Raw genomic sequence first — 21,726 nt, 5'->3', positions numbered from 1 at the left:
GTTAAGCCAAACAGCACAAGAGTTGAAGCGCTAACTGCTCTTATAATTCTATCGATACAGAAACGCCCTTAAGTTCTCACAAGAATCTAAGGGCGTTTTGTTTTCGGATTAAGATAACTTTGGTATTAAGCTAAGGTTGGTCTCAATATAAGCTTGAGACTCAACTGAATTCGAACTTAATCTTTCGTTGTCGGGAATCGTGCAAATGGCTGACGTAACATTAAATCTAGCCGTTGCTCTTTACCATCTTGAATCTCGGGAACACCAATATGCACCTTGTCATGACCAAGCTTGGGTTGGGCGCGGTAAGTCTTAAACCAGATGTCCCACACTGATAAAAAGAAGCCAAAGTTTGAGTGCGTTTCCTTAACAATGACCGAGTGATGAACGCGGTGCATGTCTGGTGTCACAATCACTTTTCTCAATCGTTTATCGAACCATAGCGGAAGACGTGCATTGCTATGGTTAAACATCGCGCTCGCATTAAGAACAATTTCAAAGATCACGACAGCAATGACAGGCACACCAAGTGCGATCACCAAACTCACCTTGATGAGCATTGAAAGAATCATCTCAATAGGGTGAAAGCGCGTTCCGGTTGTGACATCGATATCTAGATCCGCATGGTGAACTCGATGTAGCTTCCACAACCAAGGAACACGGTGAAACACCAAGTGCTGTAGGTAAATGGCACAATCCAAGAGCAATACACAGATCAGAATGGTCAATTCTTTCGGAAGTGACAGGGTATTGAACAGACCCCATTGGTTTTCTTGTGCGATAACCGCCGCTTGAAATGCTGCGATAGGAATTATAGTGGCCAATAGAAAGCTGTTCAAAGCGACTAACGCAAAGTTGTTTCCCCAGCGAAACCATTTGCTTTGAGTCAGTGCTTTACGTGGAAAACGGTATTCCCAAAGCGCACACAGTCCGAAAACGACAATAAAACAAACAAGGCGAAGCAGTGATGGGTCTTGCATGGGAATTCCTTCTATCATTCTAGGGACACTGTAAGTACAATCGTGCCACTTTTCTAGATTTATCGTTATTGTCCATGAGAATCCACGCTTTTCACCGTTTATATCAACACCGTTTGTCTCTTTCTACCAAGCCGTTTAACGCGCGCGGGTGTAAAGTGGTTCGATGTCAGTTCTGTAAAATCAAACAAGACAGCTGTATCTGTGAACATCAACCAGACGTAAATACGAACGTCGCGACCATGTTGATCTTATCGGACAACGAAATACTCAAACCAAGTAATACCGGCCGTTTAATCCTTGATACCGTTAAAGACAGCTATGCCTACCTTTGGCACCGCACTGAACCGAATCAAGAGATGCTTGATGTGCTGAAAGACGATAAATATCAGCCAGTCGTGGTCTTTCCTGAAGATTATACCGATGACAAATCGCGTGTGGTTGCAGATCTTGTTGAAATGCGAGATTCGAACAAGACGTTACTGCTGATCTTTATTGATGGTAGTTGGCGTGAAGCACGACGTATTTTCCGTCGTTCAGAGTATCTGCAAGACTTACCGGTGTTGTCGATCGAACCAGAATCGGTTTCGCAATACATGATGCGTAAGTCAGACAACGAACAACATCTCTCGACTGCAGAAGTAGCGAGCTTGGTTTTGAAACAGGCTGGTGAAGAGCAGGGCGCAAAGACTTTACAGCTGTGGTTTGAGACATTTCGTGAAAGCTACATGCTAAGTAAGACGCGTTATAAGTCCGATCCAACCAAACCAAGCCTGAACGCTTTCATAGAGCACACTAAAAATGAGACGTCACTCTAACCTTTAACCGCTTTGTGCTGACTTGTTGTTCAAACAGATTCGAACACGAGATAAGTTTGTTATCCATCACGGTTTGTAGGGGGAGTGTTATGGATAATGCGTCCTAGATGTTTAATTTGAAAATTTATTTGCCCGAATTTAGGGAAAAATTGGAGAGATTTCATGTATTACGGCTTCGATGTTGGCGGCACAAAAATTGAATTTGGTGCGTTCAATGAAAAACTTGAGCGAGTAGCAACAGAACGCGTACCAACGCCTACTGAAGATTATCAACTGCTACTTGATACGATTGCCGGTTTGGTGAAGAAGTACGACAGTGAATTTTCTTGCGAAGGTAAAATTGGTCTTGGTCTTCCTGGTATGGAAGATGCTGACGACGGCACAATGCTGGTTGTTAACGTGCCAGCTTCAACGGGGAAACCACTACGTAAAGACCTAGAAGCACTTATTGGTCGTAGTGTGAAAATTGAAAATGATGCGAATTGCTTTGCGCTTTCAGAAGCGTGGGATGACGAGCTTAAAGACGAACCATCAGTAGCAGGCCTAATTCTAGGTACTGGTTTTGGTGGCGGGTTAGTTTACGAAGGCAAAGTGTTCTCTGGTCGTAACCACGTTGCTGGTGAACTGGGCCATATGCGTCTTCCTATTGATGCTTGGTTCCACCTTGGCGACAACGCACCGTTACTCGGTTGTGGTTGTGGCAAGAAAGGTTGTCTAGACAGCTACCTATCAGGTCGTGGCTTTGAATTGATTTACGAGCACTACTTCGGCGAGAAGAAGAAAGCAATCGAGATCATTCAAGCGTACAACGAAGGTGAAGCAAAAGCGGCTGAGCACGTTGATCGTTTCATGGAGCTATTGGCTATCTGTTTCGCGAACCTGTTTACCGGTCTTGATCCACACGTAGTTGCATTGGGTGGCGGTCTTTCAAACTTCGAACTTATCTACGAAGAGATGCCAAAGCGTATCCCTAAATACCTACTGTCTGTAGCGAAATGTCCAAAGATCATCAAAGCGAAGCATGGTGATTCAGGCGGCGTTCGTGGTGCTGCATTCCTTAACATTAAGTAATCGTGACTTAAGTTAAGCTAGCTAAGGTTAGATAGTTAAAAAGTACAAATAAAAATGCCGCAATCTCGAAAGAGGTTGCGGCATTTTTTATTGTTCGGTGCTTTCGTTTCTTTAGCTGTTAGCTGTTAACTACAAACGAAAAGCTAGAAACGACATATCAAGAAAAGAGCCAAGAGGGCTTACTTCTTCTTTTTACCAACACCAAGATTGTCTTTTTGCTTCAACGTAAGCTTAGTAAAGCCAAGCTTGCGGAAGTAGTTGTCTTGGTAGTTGCGAACCGCTTTAGTATCAGAAATCAACTCAAGCTGTTGCTCAGTTTTTAGATACTCAGAGATATCGATGCCTTCAGCTGCAGCAACAGCTTCTTGGATCGTGCGGTGTTCTTGTTTTGAAAACAGTAACTCTTTGTCTTCGTCTTTGTAAGTGTACAGAATGGTACGAGCCATGGTGCTCTCCAATAGAATTATTACTTTGCGCGCACTCTACATAAAAACCGTACGTGGCTCAAGGTTATGATAAAAAATCTTGAAATATTAGCGATATCAATAAAGCGAGCAGTAAGTCGCAAAAATATTTTATGGTACACTAATCACAATTTATATGTTTGATCGGCTTAAATCTAATTTATGATCAACACGCTTTACCCTCAGATTATGGGAATCATCACTCGAATTCAAAACTATCCTGGAATCAAAGGATTAGAAGAAGTTGATGCGCGAGTAAGAAAGATATGCCGTGACCATAATCAACCGTTCCCAGAGTCTATTGCGCTTTTTCTGAAGGCGTACAAAAGTGATCGCCAAGACAATCTACTTGATGCTGTCGAACATTATAAAACCTGCTTAAATGCAACCCAACCAGAAGAAGTTCAACTCACTGTTTTCGTCAACGGTCTATTGGCGTCGGTTTATAACGATTGTAGTGAATACCAATCGGCTTATGCGTGTTATGCAAAGACGTTAGAGAACTTACATCTTGTTGATGACAATATTCGAGCGCTCATCTATTGCAACCTGAGTGACATGCATTTGAGCTTAGGAAAGTTCGAAGAAGCAAAACAGTATGCACGTAAAGCGGTAACGTCATCTCAGAATGCTAACCGCCAGCTAGATTGTGCAGTGAGCCACCTTAACCTCGCTTATGGTTGTGCGTATACCGGAGAATTTGACCAAGCGATTCGAGCAATCGCTGAAGCGAAGAAGATAGCCGAGTCACTCTCAAGTAATAGAACGTTCGCACTGTGTCACGGATACCTAGCTCAAACTATGGTTCAGCAAGGTAGGGTTCAACAAGGCTGTTTTGCTCCAAGTGACGTGCTTGATGTGTTTTATCAAGCGGAACAATATTTCCTGAAAATCAACGACGACCATAATCGAATGGAAAACTTGGTGTGTTGGTTTCAATATTTGGTGGAAATAGGGGAGCTTGAACAAGCCCAAGAAAGATGTCTTTTCCTTGAGCAGAACTTTGAGCTCAAAAACAGTTACCACTTCTATAGTATTTACGCGAAGACCAAGGCGAAAATCTTTCACCTTCAACAAGATTGTAATGGCCTTGCATCACTGCAAACGGAACATATCGAGCTTTCGGAAAAATACCTCAAGGCTTACGAACGCAAACAAAGCAACCGTATTCTACAAAGCGTGGACACTCTAAGAGACAAACAACAGCACGAAGTGTTTACCCAAATGCAAAAGTACATGGGCGCGATTACCGATATCGGTCAGTTCATTGCTACCGCTCCTGATCTGTATAGCGTGCTTCCTGAAATCCTCAGTAAGATAAACACGATTCTGCCGACGTTCGAATTTGGTATTGCGCTGTATGACGACGAGTCCGACATACTCGACTACCAATACTTTGTCGATACTCAAGGCTTGGTACAAAACCTCAAAGTTACTTGCCAAGATAACCAAACCGTCGGTACTTATGTAATTCATAAACGAGCAACAGTGCATTTGAACAGCGTCACCGATGATGCGCTAGAGCCTTATGTTGACAAGGCCTCACGTAAAGATGACGACTTAGTGGTGGTTAAAGACAAACCAGACACCAACTCCATCATTCTGACGCCGATCATTCTCAATGAAAGAGTGATAGGGCTGTTGTCCATACAGCATCATTTACCCAACCAATACCAACAACACCATTGTCAGTTAATCGAGCATTTGGCGAGTTTCATTGCTGTCTCGCTTGAGAATCAAAAGCAAAGGCAGCGCTTAGAGAGTGCCAATCAAACGCTTGAGGTATTGAGCACGACAGACCCATTAACGGGTTTATCGAATCGCTATCAACTCGACAAAATTACACCTGTGTTGATTCGTAATGCTTATACGCAAAAACGGTCACTTGCAGTATTGATGATTGATATTGATGAGTACAAAGCCTACAACGATTTTCATGGTCACTTACAAGGTGATGAAGCGCTTCGTATTCTTAGTCGTTTGCTGAGAAGTACATTCTCGGCCAAGAACGATTACTTGTTCCGATATGGCGGGGACGAGTTTATGGCAATCTGCTTTGGTCAAAGTAGCGAAGATATCGAAAAGAAAGTCGTTACTCTTAGAAATACATTGTATGAGTTGGCGTTAGTCAGTCCTAAAGCGATCAGAGCCAAGCAACTTACCTTATCAATCGGCGGGGTAAACGTTGAGCTTGTTAGCGACAACGTGGATAGCAACTTCAAGATGATTTGTGACATCGCAGACAAGCAACTGTATCGAGTGAAAGAAGGTGGTCGTAACAATTATAATCTTATCGACTGCTATCTGAATAACTGCGACTTATCCAATTGTCCGTTAGATAAGCCCACGGTCGTTTAAACTAATCGGCATATCACTCTAGCTTTCTCTGTACGAACAAAAAAGAAGCCCGCTTATATCGAATATAAGCGGGCTTCTTTTGTATATTGAGAAGCTATGGTAAATCTAGGTCGTGCTAAATCAAACACGACCTTGCAGAGGAATGATCGTCACTGTCTCGCCAACTTTCACAGTATCAACTGCTGGAGAGATTTCGATTAAGCAGTTCGCTTCACTCATTGAACGCAGAATACCTGAACCTTGCCTGCCCGTTGTTTTCACTTCAAGCACGCCAGATTCATTCATCGAGAACACACCACGGCTAAATTCAGTACGGCCTTGGCGTGAGCGCAGTTGTTCAGTTGCTACAGCATTTGCTTTTACTGGTGTCCAGTTCGTTTGACCTTGAAGCTTGCGGATCGCAGGCTCAACAAAGTTAATGAACGACACCATCACAGCAACAGGGTTACCCGGTAAACCAAAGAACGGCTTGTTCTCAATCTTACCGTAAGCCAATGGGCGACCTGGACGCATGTTGATACGCCAGAAGTTGATTTCACCCAGTTTATCTAACGCAAGCTTGATGTAATCCGCATCACCAACAGACACACCACCAGAAGTCAAAACCATATCGGTTTCAAGCGACGCAGAATGCAGCACATCCATCATCTTCTGCTCATCATCTTCAATGATGCCGTAATCGACGATGTCACAGCCGAGCTTTTGAAGCATGCCGATAATAGTAAAACGATTTGAGTCATAGATAGAGTTTGGTTTTTGCTCGTGACCCGGCGCTTGAACTTCATCACCCGTAGAGAACACACCCACTTTCACTTTACGCAGAACAGGGCAGGTACCAAAACCTAACGACGCCATCATGCCCATTTCTGGCGCTTCAATGCGTGTGCCACGTGTAAAGACAGGTTGGCCGATTTCTAAATCTTCACCTGCCATACGGACATTTTGTCCAACCGAGATTTTAGCATCAGGGAAGCTAACTTTATCGCCATCTTGGACGGCTTGTTCACGCATCACGACAACATCAACGCCTTCTGGCATTGGTGCGCCGGTCATGATTTTAACGGCTTCACCTTGTTGCACGATTTGCTCGTAGCTGTGACCCGCCATGACTTCAGCAACGATGTTGTAACTGTCCAATTCTAGATCTTCACTACGAATTGCATAACCGTCCATTGCAGAGTTGGTATTCTGAGGAACGTTGATTGGCGAAATCACATCTTCAGCCAGCACGCGGCCGTAGCCTTGCAGTAATTCAACACTCTCTGTGAGATCGAGTGCGTCAATGCTATCAACAATCTTTTGTTGGCCTTGAGTAACGGTTAAACCTGCAGGAGAGAACGAATCACAACAAACAGCTGGCGCTGCGTCTTTTGAAGGTGAGCATGACACGGCTCTGCCTGTTGTAGAGACAAGGTCAAAGGACTGCGCGTAATCGATGATGAAATCACGAATCGCTTCTAAGTCGCTGATCGCCATTTGTGGCAGCTCTGATTCAACTTGGCTGTCTGCCGCGATAGCAATAATGTTGTTATCGTTTGGATATAACCAAGGTTTGCCCACTTCATCTCGGTGCAGTTCAATTTTAGGGAAGGCGATGTTCTTACAGCCTTCAACCAAAATCAGATCAAGCGTGTTGGTATCAAATCGAGTCAGCAGGTAATAAAAATCTGCTTCGGCTTCTGGTGTTTCTGTCATCATCACGTGACGATTACGAGAAGCAATCAACATTTGGTTCGCGCCCGCTTTACGTAAGCGGTAACTGTCTTTACCCGGCTTATCGACATCAAAATCGTGGTGAGCATGTTTTAACACGCCAACTTTTAAACCCGCATCAGTCAACAGAGGAAGCAGGGCTTCAAGTACGGTCGTTTTGCCTGTACCGCTATAAGCAGCAAAGCCCAATAAAGGAAGGTTAGGGCGTTGTTTAGAATCTTTCATTATTGAAGCGTTCCGAATTGGGTGAGTTCTTCTGGCGTATTCAAGTTTACAAAGCAGTTAGGAGAATCGCTAAAATCAACGTATTCGGTGACACACTCTTTGTATAGCAAGATGATTTTACGATCACCACGTTCCAAAAACGCTTCTAACTTTGGTAGAACACGCTTGTGGAATAGGGTGAATACAGGTTGCTTAAATTCGCCATCATGCGCGACAAGAATGTCGCTGTCTTCTTTAACTGCAGAACAAAAACGCTCAACAAGGTCGTCACTGATTTGTGGGCTGTCACAAGGAACGAAGCCAACCCAGTCTGTGTTCGCGTTTTTAAGGCCAGCATGAATGCCACCCAACGGACCTGGGTAGTCAGGGAAAGAATCGGAAACAACCGGAGCAAATGCTTGGTAACTGTCTAAGTTACGATTGGCATTGATAGTGATGCTGACATCTTGTTGTGACAGCTTGTTTATAACGTATTGAATAAGCGGAGAACCGTTGAGCTCAACAAGTCCTTTATCTTTTCCGCCCATGCGGCTGGCCTGTCCGCCAGCCAAAATAACCCAACTAGTTTGCGTTGGAAGCAGCATAAATATTCTCTTGTGCTTTATCTTTCTGAATAACTTGCAGAAGCGGCGATTCGGTCAAAGTATTGTCTTTGATCCACCATTGCTTCTTACATAAGTCGGTTAACGCGTTAGTTTGGTGACTAGTGATGACTAAACTCGCGCCTCTTTGAAGAAGATCTTCGGCCATTATCACCAATCTTTCAATAGATTCTTTGTCTAAAGAGGCACTTGGTTCATCCATAAGCAAGATTGACGGCTTAAGAATCCAGGCTCGTGCCATTGCAACGCGTTGACGCTCACCACCAGACAACACAGAAATGTGTTCATCTGCCAAGGTTTCTAAACCTACCATTCTCAATGCATTAATTATTTGAGCTCGCTTATCTTTTTGGCTCTCTTTGTTAAAGCGAATGCCATAAGCGACATTTTGGTACACCGAACCATCAAAAAGATAGGGGGTTTGATGCAGGTAGATAATGTCTTTGAACTTGAGCCTAGGGAATAAGATCTGCTGCCAGCTTTGTGTCGGAGACTGAATGCGGCCAGAGCTGGGCTGAATCAATCCAGACAATATTTTAAGTAGGGTCGTTTTACCCACACCATTATCTCCTTTGAGATAAATGGCATCGTTGGGGCCGATCGACAATTCGGGAATATGGAACAAAACACGCTCTTTGTAGCGCATTGAAATTTGCTGCGTTGTTATTTTTATACTCATGACAGCGTTCCTAAGTTCTTAAATAGCCTTTTCCTCTCACACTGGAAAGGAAAAAGTTAAGGGCTAATGCCAATGCTAATAACACCATACCGAGGGCGACGCCTTGAGCGAATGCGCCTTTGTGGCTTTCCATAGCGATAGCTGTTGGGATGTTTCTTGTCATCCCCATAATGTTGCCACCGACCATCATTGAACAACCAACCTCAGTGACGATACGAGAGAAGGCAGCGATAGTTGCAGCTAAAAGAGGGAAGCGCGTTTCCCAAATTAACGTACACGCCACACGAGTCGTTGATACGCCAAGCGTGCGCGCCGTTTCAACCGCTCGGCGGTCACTGGCCTGCAGAGCGCCGTGCATCATCGCGACTAGGATTGGGAAACAGATCAGCATCTGACCTAGAATCATCGCCTTTTGGGTGAACAGTAATTCCCAATCACCTAACGGGCCAGAGCGAGAGAGCATCATGTACATCAACAAACCGATAACCACGGTTGGGATAGCTTGCAGGGTGTTGATCACCGATAATAATGCCCACTTCCCGGGGAACTCGGTATAAGCCAATAAGAAAGCCATGATGATTGCAGGAATAATCACTAATGAGATGGCGGACAAAGATACGCTGAAAGATACCGCGACGATTTTCCACAATTCGTGGTCAAAACTCACTAGTAGGTTCATTGCATCAATCGTTGTTTGCCATAGGGTCATGAAGTATCTCGTGTGAATCGATAATAGGTCTTTATCGGTAATGACTGATGTTAATCATAGCTGACACAATATTATTGAGCCTATATTGGCCAGCTATTGTTTCTTTAAATGCTTCAGTTAACTGGTTAGTTAAGCGTAGTGCTAATTGGAATTAGTACTTACAACAAACCATTCTCAGCTTGTTATAAACGAATCTACGCTGACGAAAAACTACTCTGCGCTCGCTACAAACAGCTGTTTGCCATGCAGTTTAAAGTCGTTAATCAGTTTCTGACCTTTAGGGTTCACCAACCAATCACTGAATACTTTCGCTGCTTGGTAGTTAATGCTTGGGTAGCGCTCTGGGTTAACAAGGATTACTTGGTAAGGGTTGAATAGGTTCTTGTCACCTTGGAAAAGGATTTTAAGATCCAGTTTGTTTTGGTAAGCCAACCATGTGCCACGGTCTGTCATGGTGTAGCCTTGCATTTCAGACGCCATGTTCAGAGTAGGGCCCATGCCTTGACCAACACTGCGGTAGCCACCAAAGTTTGGTTCCATTTTGGTCTGTGCCCAAATGCCCATCTCTTTCTTGTGCGTGCCTGAATCGTCACCACGAGACACAAACGTCGCGTTGTTGGTTGCGATTGCTTTGAATACATCAGCTACAGCTTTTTGAGATTCAATTTTTGCTGGGTCACTTTGAGGGCCCACAATCACAAAGTCGTTGTACATCAGCTTACGAGGTAAAACGCCGTAGCCTTTTTCTACGAAATTCGCTTCAGCTTTTGGTGCGTGAGTCATTACCAAATCAACATCACCATTTTCGCCCATGCGAAGTGATTTACCGGTACCCGCAGCTAGAACATCAACCTTGATACCAGAATCTTTTTCGAACTCAGGCAATAAGTAGTCCAGTAGACCAGAGTGATAAGTACTTGTGGTTGTCGCCAACTTAATATGAGTGGTGTCTTCCGCGCTGCTAGCCGTGTAACTGACGATAGATAGAGCTGCAATAGTTAGGGGAATTGCTTTCATTATTATTATGTCCATTCTGTTATAAATGAATGACATGCCTTCAATTTTAAAGGGCTCAAAGAGGGCATGTGCATAAGACGCTAATTGTTGTAATTAGAAATCTACACCTTATAAGCAATCTTAATGCCAACAAATAATGCATCAGATTTCTTTAAATTGCTGTTATTTCGGACAAAACTGAGTCTTTTACCCCGTTAAAATGAATCAAAACATGAGCTAGGACAAAATGTCGCACATTGTCCCTGTTGGAGAAAAGGTTAATTGGTACACTCTGTCCCAACTTTTCTCACCGGCTAATCATTATGTCTTTACCTAGTTCATCTGCATCCAATCTCAACCCGAACACATTGACTCAGTATCAGGCCTTTTCCGTTTTGGTCGTCGATGATGAATTGGGTATGCAGGCTATCTTAAAGAAAGCACTAGGTAAGTTCTTTGGCAAGGTGTCGAGCGCAGGGTCGGTTGAAGAGGCTGAAACGCTGCGTTCAAGCGAACATTTTGATCTGATTGTCCTTGATATCAACCTACCAGGCCGCTCTGGCATTGAGTGGGAAGAGGCGTTTAACGACAACGACAAACGCGCCGATGTGATTTTCATGACGGGTTATGCCGATCTAGAGATGACCATATCCGCGCTTAAGCTTGGTGCTTCAGATTTTATTCTTAAGCCGTTCAACCTCGAACAGATGATACAAGCGGTTCTGCGTTGTATGGATAAGCGACTCGACCAAAGAATGCAGTACGCGTTGAAGCGTGATGTGAGTCGTCATATCAAGACTGAACTGATTGGCAATTCAGACAAGACCAAACAACTTAAATTGCTGATCAGTCAATTTGCACCGTCTCGAGCGTCCGTCTTGATAGAAGGTGAGTCGGGTACCGGCAAAGAGCTGGTTGCTCGTGGTGTACATGAAGCCAGTAAACGCACAGGTCCATTTGTGCCAATCAACTGTGGTGCAATTGCTCCAGAGCTTCTAGAAAGTGAACTGTTTGGACATACCTCAGGCGCATTTACTGGTGCGAAGAAAAACCGTGAAGGTCTTTTCCGAGTCGCAAGTGGTGGCACCTTGTTCCTTGATGAAATTGGTGAAATGCCACTGCCAATGCAAGCTGCATTGCTACGCGTGTTAGAGCAAAGAACCATTCGTCCAGTCGGTAGCGAAAAGGAAATTTCCGTTGACGTACGAGTGGTGGCGGCGACCAACCGAAATCTTCAAGAAGAGGTCGATAAAGGGCACTTCCGCCGCGATCTGTTCTACCGACTCAATGTACTTAAGATTGATGTGGTGCCATTGAGAGAGCGCCCGTCAGACCTGATTGAACTTGTTCCATACTTTACTCGTCTTTTATCGAGCGAGCTTGGCATGCCAGTTCCAAATTGGGCACATGAAGATATCTTGGCGTTGAACGAATACGAATGGCCGGGAAATATTCGTGAACTTAAAAACTTAGTCGAACGATGCATTCTTTTAGACAAGCCACCAGCACACTATTGGCGCGAGATTAATGGTGATCCTGTTCCCGCTAGCATTTCAGTGACGGTGTCACATGGTGCGGAAATGCCAAACTTGAATAATGCAGACGCTGCCGAGGGTTATCCAAACACTTGGACACTCAAAGAAGTAGAAAAATCTCATATAGAACAGCTGGTTAGTTTTCATGATGGCAATAAATCGGCAGCTGCAAGAGATCTTGGCGTCGCACGTAAAACGCTAGAGCGTAAGTACAAAGATTGGAACACAGAAGGCTCTGAATATGCCGATTAGACGTCGTTGGTGGTCAAAGTGGGCGTTCCGATTCAAAACCATGGTTCGCTACCGATTATTATTCCTTACATCTGCTCCGATCATTCTGACCTTGTGCGCGCTTGTGGCTATCACACTGTATTGGTCAATACATTACACGTGGCAGGGCGCTCTGATTGATGTCGATGAGCGTTTGGATGTTGCCGATAACAGTATTCACCTGATCCAAAATCAGCAAGCATACAACGTTCGTGCGTTCGCCGAGTCTTATAACTTTCGAACCAAACTCGCGAGTGATCTTTCACACGAAGAGCTAACTCGCTGGGTGTCTGAGAACAAATCTCGCTATGAGCTCGATTTTCTGCGCTGGCGCAGTGTCGAGAGCATGGAAAAGAAACTCGAATATCTAAACTTAACTCACAAGCCTTCATTTTTCAGTGTCTTAAGCCGTAATGAACTCAATTATCTCGATCGTGACCTCGCTAAAAAAGCGGAAGTTCCGATGCTCAACGGGCAAGAGGTCGAGACTCGCGGATTGGTAAGCCGAACCGTTGTATCCATCAAAGATGAACATGATCATGTGATTGGTTTTCTGGATGGTGGGATCTTACTGAATAACAGCACTCAACTTGTTGACCAAATCAGTAACCTTATCTATCCACAACGAGAAGGGTTTAATCGTCATATTGGTACGGTCACGGTCTTCCTTGATGATCTTCGCGTCAGCACCAACGTGCCTTTGAGCAGTGAAGACAGTGTAGGGCGCGCGATTGGTACACGTGTTTCTCACGAGGTTCACTCGAAAGTCTTGAATGAAGGTAAAGAGTGGCTAGATCGAGCGTATGTTTACGATGCTTGGTATATCACAGCTTACCAACCAATCCATGACCAGTTTAACAATGTGATTGGCATGCTTTACACCGGTTATTTGATTTGGCCGCTGATAGAAACCTACTTGACCAACCTTGGCGAAATCAGCATTACCATTGTGTTGCTGCTGTTGGCATCCGGCTTGATCGTTCACCGTGGTGCGCGTGATCTTTTTAACCCAATTGAACGCATTCATAAGGTCGTCAAGCTAGTACAGATGGGGCAAGACAAGCGCATTGGTACGCTAGGTTTGGATGATCAACACGAACTGACACTGCTCGCTAAACAATTCGACAAGATGTTGGATCTACTGCACGAGCGCAATCAAGAGATTCAACAAGCGGCGTCTGAACTAGAGTGCAAAGTGCATTCTCGTACCGCGAGTTTGAAAGAGAAAACTGAAGAACTCGAACTGCATATCAAGCTTCTCAATCAAGCCAGAGATAAGCTGGTGGTCAATGAAAAGCTAGCCGCGTTAGGTGAATTAACAGCAGGCATTGCTCATGAGATCAATAACCCAACCGCCGTGATTCTTGGCAACGTTGAACTGATGAAGTTTGAACTGGGCGATGAAGTGAGCCGTGTAGACGAGGAAGTCCACGCGATCATGGAGCAGATTGACCGAATTCGAAATATCACACGAAGCCTGCTTCAATACAGCCGTCACGGTGGCGTACAAGACGAAATTACGTGGCAACATATCAATCCAATTGTCGATGAAAGTATTACGCTCGTAAAAACAGGTGCGAAGAAGAAAGGCATTGTGTACGTATCACAGCTGAACGCTAAAACCTCAGTCGAAGTCAATCGAAACCAATTGCTACAGATTCTGGTTAACCTACAAATGAACGCGATTCATGCAATGGACGGTCAGGGCACGTTAACCATTTCGAGTGAAGACTGGGTTGAAAATGGCGTGTCTCACGGCGCTATCGTTCATGTTCAAGATGAAGGCTGCGGTATTAAGGAAGAACAACTGAAACGTATTTTCTCGCCTTTCTATACCACCAAACGTGATGGCACAGGCTTAGGGTTGTCAGTGTCTCAGAGTATCTTGAGCCAAACTGGCGGCGAGATCCGAGTTGAATCGGAGGTAGGTAAGGGAAGTTGCTTTAGTATCTATCTTCAACAGAAAGCGACGCCTCAATTGCTAGTATCAAACCTATAAGTTCTAAGAACCAATTCACTGATATCATCATCTGATAATATTTCTAACGCGCCTGGGCTATTGCACGAACGTTTTAGCCCAAGCACGAAAATTCCGCACTATTAATCTATCTCAAACCAAATCTCAACCTCTGCCGGTTTGACGAGCACCTCTTTTTGGTTATGTAACACAGTGTATATCTTTTGATCTTGATGCATATCATCTGAACTGTACGAAATTTTGATACCTTGGCCGAAAATCCATAATCAAAACAAATAATAAAGTCAGCCAGCTATGAAATTAAGTAACTTATCTATCAAATCAAAACTCGTCTCCATCGTCATTTTATCGGTTGTTCTATTGGTAATGGCGTCCACTTTTAATCTAATGCAGCAGCGTGCGAGTTCCATGCAAGAGCGCCAAGATAAGCTCAGTGCTCAAGTCGAAACTGCAGTCAGCTTAGCGAGCTACTATTACAACCAACGTAATGTGCTCGGTGAAGAGGTCGCAAAGAAACAAGCACTTCAAGCGATCGAAACCCTTCGTTATGACACCACCAATTACTTCTGGATCTTAAACCAGCAACTCAACGTTGTTATCCATCCATTAAAGCCTGAACTCAATGGCAAGAACGCGGGTAACTTTAAAGATGGTGCGGGGAAACACCACTGGCGTGAGATGGTCACCATTTCTCGTACTCCAGAAGAGAAAGGCTTTCTTGATTACCAATGGATGAGCCCGCAAGGTGAACTCAAAGACAAGATCTCCTACGTACAACTGTTCCCAGAGTGGAATTGGATTGTTGGCTCGGGCATCCTAGTTGCGGACATCCAAGAGGCGTTCTATGCATTGGCGCTCAAAGAGGGATTGGTTGCGGTCGTATTGTCAGGCTTGTTGTTTGCGATGGGTTACGCAATTTCAAATAATATCCTAGTGCCACTTAACAAGCTTATCGACAACACCCACAAAATTGCTGATGGCGATCTTCGTGTACGCATGAACATGACACGCAAAGATGAACTGGGCGATATGAGTCAGCAAATTGATACCATGCTCGACAAACTGCAAAGCACGCTTCGCACAGCCAATGAATCGGCGGATTTGTCCAGCAACATGGCGAGCCACATTGCTCAAGCCAGTGAAGAAGCAGCAACCAGTGTTAACTCACAACATGCACAGCTTGAATTACTATCGACTGCAATGACAGAGATGAGTGCAACCATTTCCGATGTCGCTGTGAATGCCGAGAATACCGCAGCGAGCACCAATAAGGTTGTTGACCACGCAAACCAGAACGACCAAAACATGCAGGTAACGTCTGAGACTATATCTCAGGTTTCAGAGAACATTTCGACCGCGAACAACTTAGTCAGAGATCTTCAATCAGGCGTCACCGAAATAAGCCAAGTCGTTGGTGTGATTCGTGATGTATCAGAACAAACGAACTTGTTAGCGCTCAACGCAGCAATAGAAGCGGCACGTGCAGGAGAGCAAGGCAGAGGATTCGCAGTGGTTGCTGATGAAGTTCGAAATCTTGCTAGCCGCACTCAAAATTCAACTAACGAAGTGCAATCCACGATTGAGAAACTGACTCAACAAGCAGAACGGACCTTTAAGGCAATGCAAAGCAGTAACGAGAAGGTTGATCACAGTGTTGTCGCGTCTAACGAAACTCGTCAACAACTCGATGTGATTGTGAATGAACTGCATAACGCCAATGACATGGTGGCACAAATTGCCGCAGCCTCGGAGCAGCAAAGCACGGTAGCCACTGAAATGAGTGAAAGTGTTACTGGGATTCATCTCGCTGCAAATGAGGTACTCCAAGCCTCACAATCGCTCGCAGAAGACAGTCAGAAAATGGCGAACACTACAGAACACCTTACTGAGCAATTGAAATACTTTAAGGTTTAGCATCAATAGGACTATTAGCTTAAAGATAAAAAGCTCATAAAAAACACCTCCGCACTTGCGATAAGTTCGGAGGTGTTTTTATTTATGGCTAGTCATTTGCTATAAGCAACAAACGTCTAAAGCATCAAGCCTAATGCGCCGCTACTGAAATTTTCGGTGGGTTGATGTTGTGCTTCTTAAACTCTTTCATCACACGCAAAGTAATGTCGGTTTCAAACAGCTTCTCATACGCAGTATCCACAACGTAAGCCTTACAAGTTAGCTGTATTGCTAGGTAGTTATCGGTAATCGTCTGTTTAACCAAAACCGTTACAGGTTTCGGCAAGTGGATATAACGACTTGAAGACGCCGCTTCTTGAATCAGATCGCGGGCTAGGGTGATGTCTTCATCCATACCAACGTAAAACGGAATCACCACCTGCATGTCCAACGCACCGTAGTTACCACTGGTGGTCACTTCATTTAAGAACTTGTTGTTCGGAATGGTAATGATGTCATCGTTCAGGGTTCTCATTCGCACTGAACGCAAACCAATGGTAATGATATCACCGTAGTTGCCTTCGAACGTGACGCGGTCACCAACTTGAAAGGGCCTATCAATCATTACCGTGATGCCCGCGATGAATGAAGCTGCCAAATCTTTAAGCGCAAAGCCGACTGACACGGCGAGGGTACCACCAATCAAAGCCAGTATTTGGTCGTTGATTCTAAAGCTCATCATGAACACTATAAGACCTGTGCTCACATAGATAAAGAACTGAGTAAACGACTGCAGTTTCTGTAGCAGCATTCGGTATTGCACGAATTGGCTACCAAAACTGGTCACCATTGAGTTGATGAACTTGAGCAGTAACCACATCGCAGCAATAACGATCATGGAGAAGAACACGCCGCTCCATCGCACTAGGCTAGCTATCTTTGAGATGTTTTCTACATTGGCTAACTCTTCCGTCGCAAAGGTCGGGAAACTGACAGCACTTGCCAAGCCAACAAATAGTAGGATAAATAACTTCTTCATTTTACTTCACCAGTAGATGTTGACGGTCGAGAACGTTAGTAATGTGGCGGAACCAGTGCTCGGAAATTCGAGCCTTTTCTTCATGCCAACCAATATAACCACGGCTTTCAAAGTAACGCAGAATACCGGTTATCTCAGCCGTACTTAGCTGCGTACAATCAGACAATACTTCCGGAGAAGCGATTTCCAATTGCACGATAGAACGAAGCACAGCCAACATAGGTTTTGGCATGTTTTCCAGCTCCTGTGCTTCAGGAACATGGAACAAGCGCACCACTGCTTGATCGGTATCTTTGTTTCGATTCAAAGAGAGTCGGAAGAAGCGAAGAGCAACGGTAGGGTTACCATCAGAGTAATGCCACAAGATTCGGTAGAAACCTTGGCGGGCGCGATCTTCCTCGCTCATGTCATCTTGGTCCCACTGTTTAGGCACCACTAAACCATCAAACGATAACGGCTTCTCAAGCTCCGTATTGATACGGCTGTTTAAAAGCTCACCGACTTGTTTCTCAGTCCAACGTGGTAGAAAACACACCAAATCAAACAGCAGACGTTCACCACGCGCACGATCGACAAATCGCCAGCTCGATTTAGCAATCGAAATCACGATACGGTGGTTCTTTTTAGAACGGCGCAATAGGTTGGTTAAACGGATCAAATCAGACAAGCCGCCAACCATTGGCTTAACTAGACGTTGTGCATTGTCGATCGCAATCAGGTACGTGGTCTTGCTTTTACGAAGATGCGCCAAGATCTGAATCTCAGTCGCTTTTTCTTCCAAACCGATGCTCACCGCTAGATGTGCTAACAGCTCTTGGTAACCCGCGTAAGGGCAACTTACGTAGACAGGCTCAGCGTTAGAGACTTTGTGCAGCAGGGTATAAAGCAGCGTTGTTGCGCCCACACCACGTTCACCTGAAACAATACAGATAGCAGGGCTGTCTGACATCAAGTAGCGAGACAGTTGCTTAACCTCATCACCGGCGTAATCAATCAGCGTGCTGTCGATATTACCCGGTAGGATGTATTCATAGGTTTGATCGCCTTTGATTCGAACCAAGTTTTGCTGATTCTTGTCAAGGTCAGACTGCTTAGCCACTTCAATTCTAAACAGGTACGCCAAAGCTTGGCTAAACAGTGTGTAATTAGACAGTAAGGCCATGATGCGGTGTTGGAAGTTGTAAACACTCAACCATACGATGCCAATGGCCGTCGCCAATATATTAAGTAAGAAGGTATCCTTGCGGTTTACTGCCCAGTTCACCCATACCGGACGATCAGAGATGTGTTGCAGCGTATCGAAGACTTTCGCACGCCATAATCTAAGCACTGAAATGGTAACCAGTACAAACCAGAAAAATAGGGCGCTGTAGATCCAGCTATAGATAGTGCCTTTGCCTAGCGTGATACTCGATATTTGCAAAGTCACACCCGCAACAATGAAGCTCCAAACATAACGGCGAATGGTCGATAGGCGCAGCGCAATCACTTCTTGATTAGATGTGCGGCCCAAACGATACGCAAATTCCAAAATAAAGCTGATAGCAATCGAACCACCTAGAATCCACCAAGTGAAGATCTCAAGGAAAATCAGGTGTTGCAGGCTAGGGATGCTGGAGAGCACTCTTAGAGAAAGCGTAATCGCAATTAACCAAGCAATCGCACGATCAGCGCGGCTGATGTACCAGATCACACGTACTAAAAATGGAGGGTTCGTTTTCGCTTCAAGAAAATTAATTCTGAACAATTCGATCAAGCGAGTGCTGTTGGCAAGCCACCACGCTAAACCAAAATAGATAAACAACACTTTTAACGATGCACCAATCACAGGCACTGGCGAAATAAAGATGTCTTTAACGAGCGCTTTAAAGCTACGAATCTGGAAGTAAACAAGATACTCAATGTTGAGCTTGGTTAATTCCCACTCTTGTTTAAATTGAGTTACGCCGTAAGGGCCAAAACCCGTTAGGCGCTCTTTATTAGCGGAGTTCGTCTGCTCTAACAGGTGTTGCTTGCTCACATTCAAGCTATTCAACGTGACGTAGCTGGTTTGAACGGCAAACCATTGTTCGGCGTCGTTGTTTGCTCTGTAGGCTTTTATCTGTTGCTCGAAGGTTTTGATTTCCTGCTTTTGAACTTGTAGCACTTCAGCGAGCAATATATTGACTTGGCGTCTGTCCGACGGCTCCATAAAGAGGGGGTCGGGTAACGAATCAATTCGATCATCGAGATCAACAGCAGAATCGGATACCTGCGGCTGAGATTGTAAGTCATATTCCAAGTTGGCATGACTAGGCCAAGAGAGAATGGCCAAAGTGAGGATTAAGAAGCGCGATAGTGAACGCATAAAAGTCTCTTAGAATTATGAGGTTAGGATTACTATAGTTAGATAATCTGACTTTGTGAAATCCAACCCCGTGTCGGGGGCGAGTACTTTATTCCTGTTTCGAGCGATTTTGTCATGAAATTGTCAGGGATTAGGCTAGTATTTGAGCATCTTTATTATGTCTTCTGTTGCGTTGATCGGGTTGGCTTTTACTGTGACCAATCAGCATACGATATATTCAATGGTTGGCATGATTTGGGACGTTATATACCGCCCATTATGGTGCGCTGTTCGATATTTTGTTTTTCCTTAAAATCGACGGTTTTACGGCGATAAATAGAAAACCAAAAATGTGAGTCAGTTCAAACTATGATTTGGCTAGGTTATCACTCACTTAATGGCCAGTAATTGCAATCAATACTTGCAGTTAAAGCCCTGAACAAGTAACGTTGCGGCGTTTTTCACATTAAAAAGGTAATGGCATTGATCTCCACAGCAAATATCACCCAACAATTCGGCGCTAAGCCACTTTTCGAAAATATTTCAGTTAAGTTCGGCGAAGGCAACCGCTACGGTTTAATCGGCGCGAATGGCTGTGGTAAATCGACGTTCATGAAGATCCTATCTGGTGAACTTGAGCCAAGTGCTGGTAACGTAAGCTACGATCCAAACGAGCGCGTTGCTAAGCTAAACCAAGACCAGTTTGCTTACGAAGAATTCACGGTAATCGACACGGTTATCATGGGTCACAAAGAGCTTTGGGCTATTAAGCAAGAGCGTGACCGCATTTACTCTTTGCCAGAAATGAGCGAAGAAGACGGCATGAAAGTGGCTGACCTTGAAGTTCAGTTCGCTGAAATGGACGGTTACATGGCAGAAGCTAAAGCTGGTGAGCTTCTTCTAGCGGTAGGTATTGAAGAATCAATGCACTTCGGTCTGATGAGCGAAGTAGCACCGGGTTGGAAACTTCGTGTTCTATTGTCTCAAGTGCTGTTTGCAGACCCGCATATCATGCTTCTTGACGAACCAACGAACAACCTGGACATGGACACCATCAAGTGGTTGGAAGACACGCTAAACCAACGTAACTGCACAATGATCATCATTTCGCACGACCGTCACTTCCTAAACTCTGTTTGTACACACATGGCTGACCTTGATTACGGCGAACTTCGTCTATTCCCAGGTAACTACGATGAGTACATGACGGCTGCGACTCAAGCTCGTGAGCGTCTACTGTCTGACAACGCTAAGAAGAAAGCGCAAATTGCTGAACTTCAAACGTTCGTATCTCGTTTCTCTGCTAACGCATCGAAAGCGAAGCAAGCAACGTCTCGTGCTAAGCAGATCGATAAGATCCAACTAGACGAAGTTAAAGCGTCTAGCCGTCAAAACCCATTCATCCGTTTCGAACAGTCTAAAGAGCTATTCCGTAACGCACTTGTGGTTGAAAACCTATCTCAAGGTTTTGAAGAAGACCTATACAACAAGTTCGACGGTATTTTCGAAGTAGGTGAGCGTGTTGCTATCATCGGTGAGAACGGTGTGGGTAAAACAACACTACTTAACACACTAGCTGGCGCTCTTGAGCCTCGCACTGGTGAGTACAAGTGGTCTGAAAACTCAAACATCGGTTACTACGCTCAAGATCACGCACATGACTTCGAACAAGACATGAACCTGTTTGATTGGATGAGCCAATGGCGTCAAGAAGGCGAAGACGAGCAAGTTGTTCGTGGCTTCCTAGGTCGTATGCTATTTGGTCAAGACGACATTAAGAAATCTGTAAAGGTTATCTCTGGTGGTGAGCAAGGTCGTATGCTTCTTGGTAAGATCATGATGCATAAACCAAACATCCTTCTAATGGATGAGCCAACAAACCACATGGATATGGAATCTATCGAAGCGCTTAACTTGGCTCTTGAGAACTACAAAGGCACATTGTTCTTCGTATCTCACGACCGTGTATTCGTAGACTCGCTTGCAACTCGTATCCTTGAAATCAAAGATGGCAAGATCAACGATTTCCGCGGTACTTACGCTGAGTTCTTGAAAGCACGCGGCTAATACCGT

16 protein-coding genes are annotated in these 21,726 nt (G+C 44.6%); 7 read left to right on the top strand and 9 right to left on the bottom strand.

The window, feature by feature from the left end; genetic code table 11:
- Positions 1–176: 176 nt before the first annotated feature.
- Positions 177–980: a sterol desaturase family protein gene (locus tag AB6E78_RS00740; protein ID WP_102320209.1), complete on the bottom strand. Its 804-nt coding sequence runs from the start codon at positions 978–980 to the stop codon at positions 177–179.
- Positions 981–1,048: 68 nt separating this feature from the next.
- On the opposite strand from AB6E78_RS00740, the gene AB6E78_RS00735 reads away from it, so the two are divergent.
- Positions 1,049–1,795, top strand: coding sequence for a tRNA-uridine aminocarboxypropyltransferase (locus AB6E78_RS00735; RefSeq protein ID WP_081324484.1), 747 nt, complete (start codon positions 1,049–1,051; stop codon positions 1,793–1,795).
- Between the two features lie 162 nt (positions 1,796–1,957).
- Positions 1,958–2,866 (top strand): N-acetylglucosamine kinase, encoded by a 909-nt coding sequence (gene nagK, locus AB6E78_RS00730; RefSeq protein ID WP_017068179.1) that lies wholly within the window; start codon positions 1,958–1,960, stop codon positions 2,864–2,866.
- Positions 2,867–3,045: 179 nt separating this feature from the next.
- Here nagK and AB6E78_RS00725 read toward each other — a convergent pair whose 3' ends face one another.
- The gene (locus AB6E78_RS00725) at positions 3,046–3,312 is read right to left on the bottom strand and encodes a DUF2960 family protein (protein WP_017063882.1); all 267 of its coding nucleotides are present in this window, start codon (positions 3,310–3,312) and stop codon (positions 3,046–3,048) included.
- Between the two features lie 180 nt (positions 3,313–3,492).
- Between AB6E78_RS00725 and AB6E78_RS00720 the strand changes: the two genes are divergently transcribed.
- Complete coding sequence (locus AB6E78_RS00720) at positions 3,493–5,688, top strand: diguanylate cyclase (protein WP_372132203.1); 2,196 nt, start codon at positions 3,493–3,495, stop codon at positions 5,686–5,688.
- 120 nt (positions 5,689–5,808) lie between these two features.
- Here AB6E78_RS00720 and AB6E78_RS00715 read toward each other — a convergent pair whose 3' ends face one another.
- The 5 genes from AB6E78_RS00715 to AB6E78_RS00695 form a co-directional block, all read right to left on the bottom strand.
- Positions 5,809–7,626, bottom strand: coding sequence for a bifunctional molybdopterin-guanine dinucleotide biosynthesis adaptor protein MobB/molybdopterin molybdotransferase MoeA (locus AB6E78_RS00715; protein ID WP_372111331.1), 1,818 nt, complete (start codon positions 7,624–7,626; stop codon positions 5,809–5,811).
- Positions 7,626–8,210: a molybdenum cofactor guanylyltransferase MobA gene (mobA, locus tag AB6E78_RS00710; RefSeq protein ID WP_017067176.1), complete on the bottom strand. Its 585-nt coding sequence runs from the start codon at positions 8,208–8,210 to the stop codon at positions 7,626–7,628. Before mobA ends, AB6E78_RS00715 begins: the two co-directional genes overlap by 1 nt.
- On the bottom strand, positions 8,188–8,907 hold the full coding sequence (locus AB6E78_RS00705) for an energy-coupling factor ABC transporter ATP-binding protein (RefSeq protein WP_004733775.1): 720 nt from the start codon (positions 8,905–8,907) through the stop codon (positions 8,188–8,190). Before AB6E78_RS00705 ends, mobA begins: the two co-directional genes overlap by 23 nt.
- Positions 8,908–8,917: 10 nt before the next feature.
- Positions 8,918–9,616 carry an ABC transporter permease gene (locus AB6E78_RS00700; RefSeq protein ID WP_017059610.1) on the bottom strand — a complete coding sequence of 233 codons (699 nt, stop codon included), beginning with the start codon at positions 9,614–9,616 and terminating at the stop codon, positions 8,918–8,920.
- A 210-nt stretch (positions 9,617–9,826) separates the two neighbouring features.
- Complete coding sequence (locus tag AB6E78_RS00695; protein WP_017068185.1) at positions 9,827–10,633, bottom strand: substrate-binding domain-containing protein; 807 nt, start codon at positions 10,631–10,633, stop codon at positions 9,827–9,829.
- Between the two features lie 302 nt (positions 10,634–10,935).
- Between AB6E78_RS00695 and AB6E78_RS00690 the strand changes: the two genes are divergently transcribed.
- From AB6E78_RS00690 to AB6E78_RS00680, 3 genes are all read left to right on the top strand, one after another.
- Positions 10,936–12,399, top strand: coding sequence for a sigma-54 dependent transcriptional regulator (locus AB6E78_RS00690; RefSeq protein WP_029235435.1), 1,464 nt, complete (start codon positions 10,936–10,938; stop codon positions 12,397–12,399).
- Positions 12,389–14,416 (top strand): cache domain-containing protein, encoded by a 2,028-nt coding sequence (locus tag AB6E78_RS00685; protein WP_017059613.1) that lies wholly within the window; start codon positions 12,389–12,391, stop codon positions 14,414–14,416. The genes AB6E78_RS00690 and AB6E78_RS00685 overlap by 11 nt, the downstream gene beginning before the upstream one ends.
- A gap of 273 nt (positions 14,417–14,689) precedes the next feature.
- On the top strand, positions 14,690–16,309 hold the full coding sequence (locus AB6E78_RS00680) for a methyl-accepting chemotaxis protein (protein WP_372132207.1): 1,620 nt from the start codon (positions 14,690–14,692) through the stop codon (positions 16,307–16,309).
- 130 nt (positions 16,310–16,439) lie between these two features.
- Here the strand turns inward: AB6E78_RS00680 and AB6E78_RS00675 are convergent, their stop codons facing one another.
- Together AB6E78_RS00675 and AB6E78_RS00670 are read right to left on the bottom strand one after the other, a co-directional pair.
- Complete coding sequence (locus tag AB6E78_RS00675) at positions 16,440–17,327, bottom strand: mechanosensitive ion channel family protein (protein ID WP_048612067.1); 888 nt, start codon at positions 17,325–17,327, stop codon at positions 16,440–16,442.
- A gap of 1 nt (position 17,328) precedes the next feature.
- Entirely contained in the window at positions 17,329–19,674 is a 2,346-nt protein-coding gene (locus tag AB6E78_RS00670; protein ID WP_372055927.1) for an ATP-binding protein, read from the bottom strand.
- Positions 19,675–20,136: 462 nt separating this feature from the next.
- Between AB6E78_RS00670 and AB6E78_RS00665 the strand changes: the two genes are divergently transcribed.
- A complete protein-coding gene (locus AB6E78_RS00665) occupies positions 20,137–21,720 on the top strand; it encodes an ABC-F family ATPase (RefSeq protein ID WP_050650342.1) in 1,584 nt (527 codons plus the stop codon).
- Positions 21,721–21,726 lie beyond the last annotated feature (6 nt).

This window comes from Vibrio sp. 10N.247.310.98 (genome assembly GCF_041467395.1).
GTDB classification, from domain to species: Bacteria; Pseudomonadota; Gammaproteobacteria; order Enterobacterales; family Vibrionaceae; genus Vibrio; species Vibrio crassostreae_C.
The sequence above is the reverse complement of the archived record's forward strand: the minus strand, read 5'-3'. Positions and strand labels throughout refer to the sequence as shown.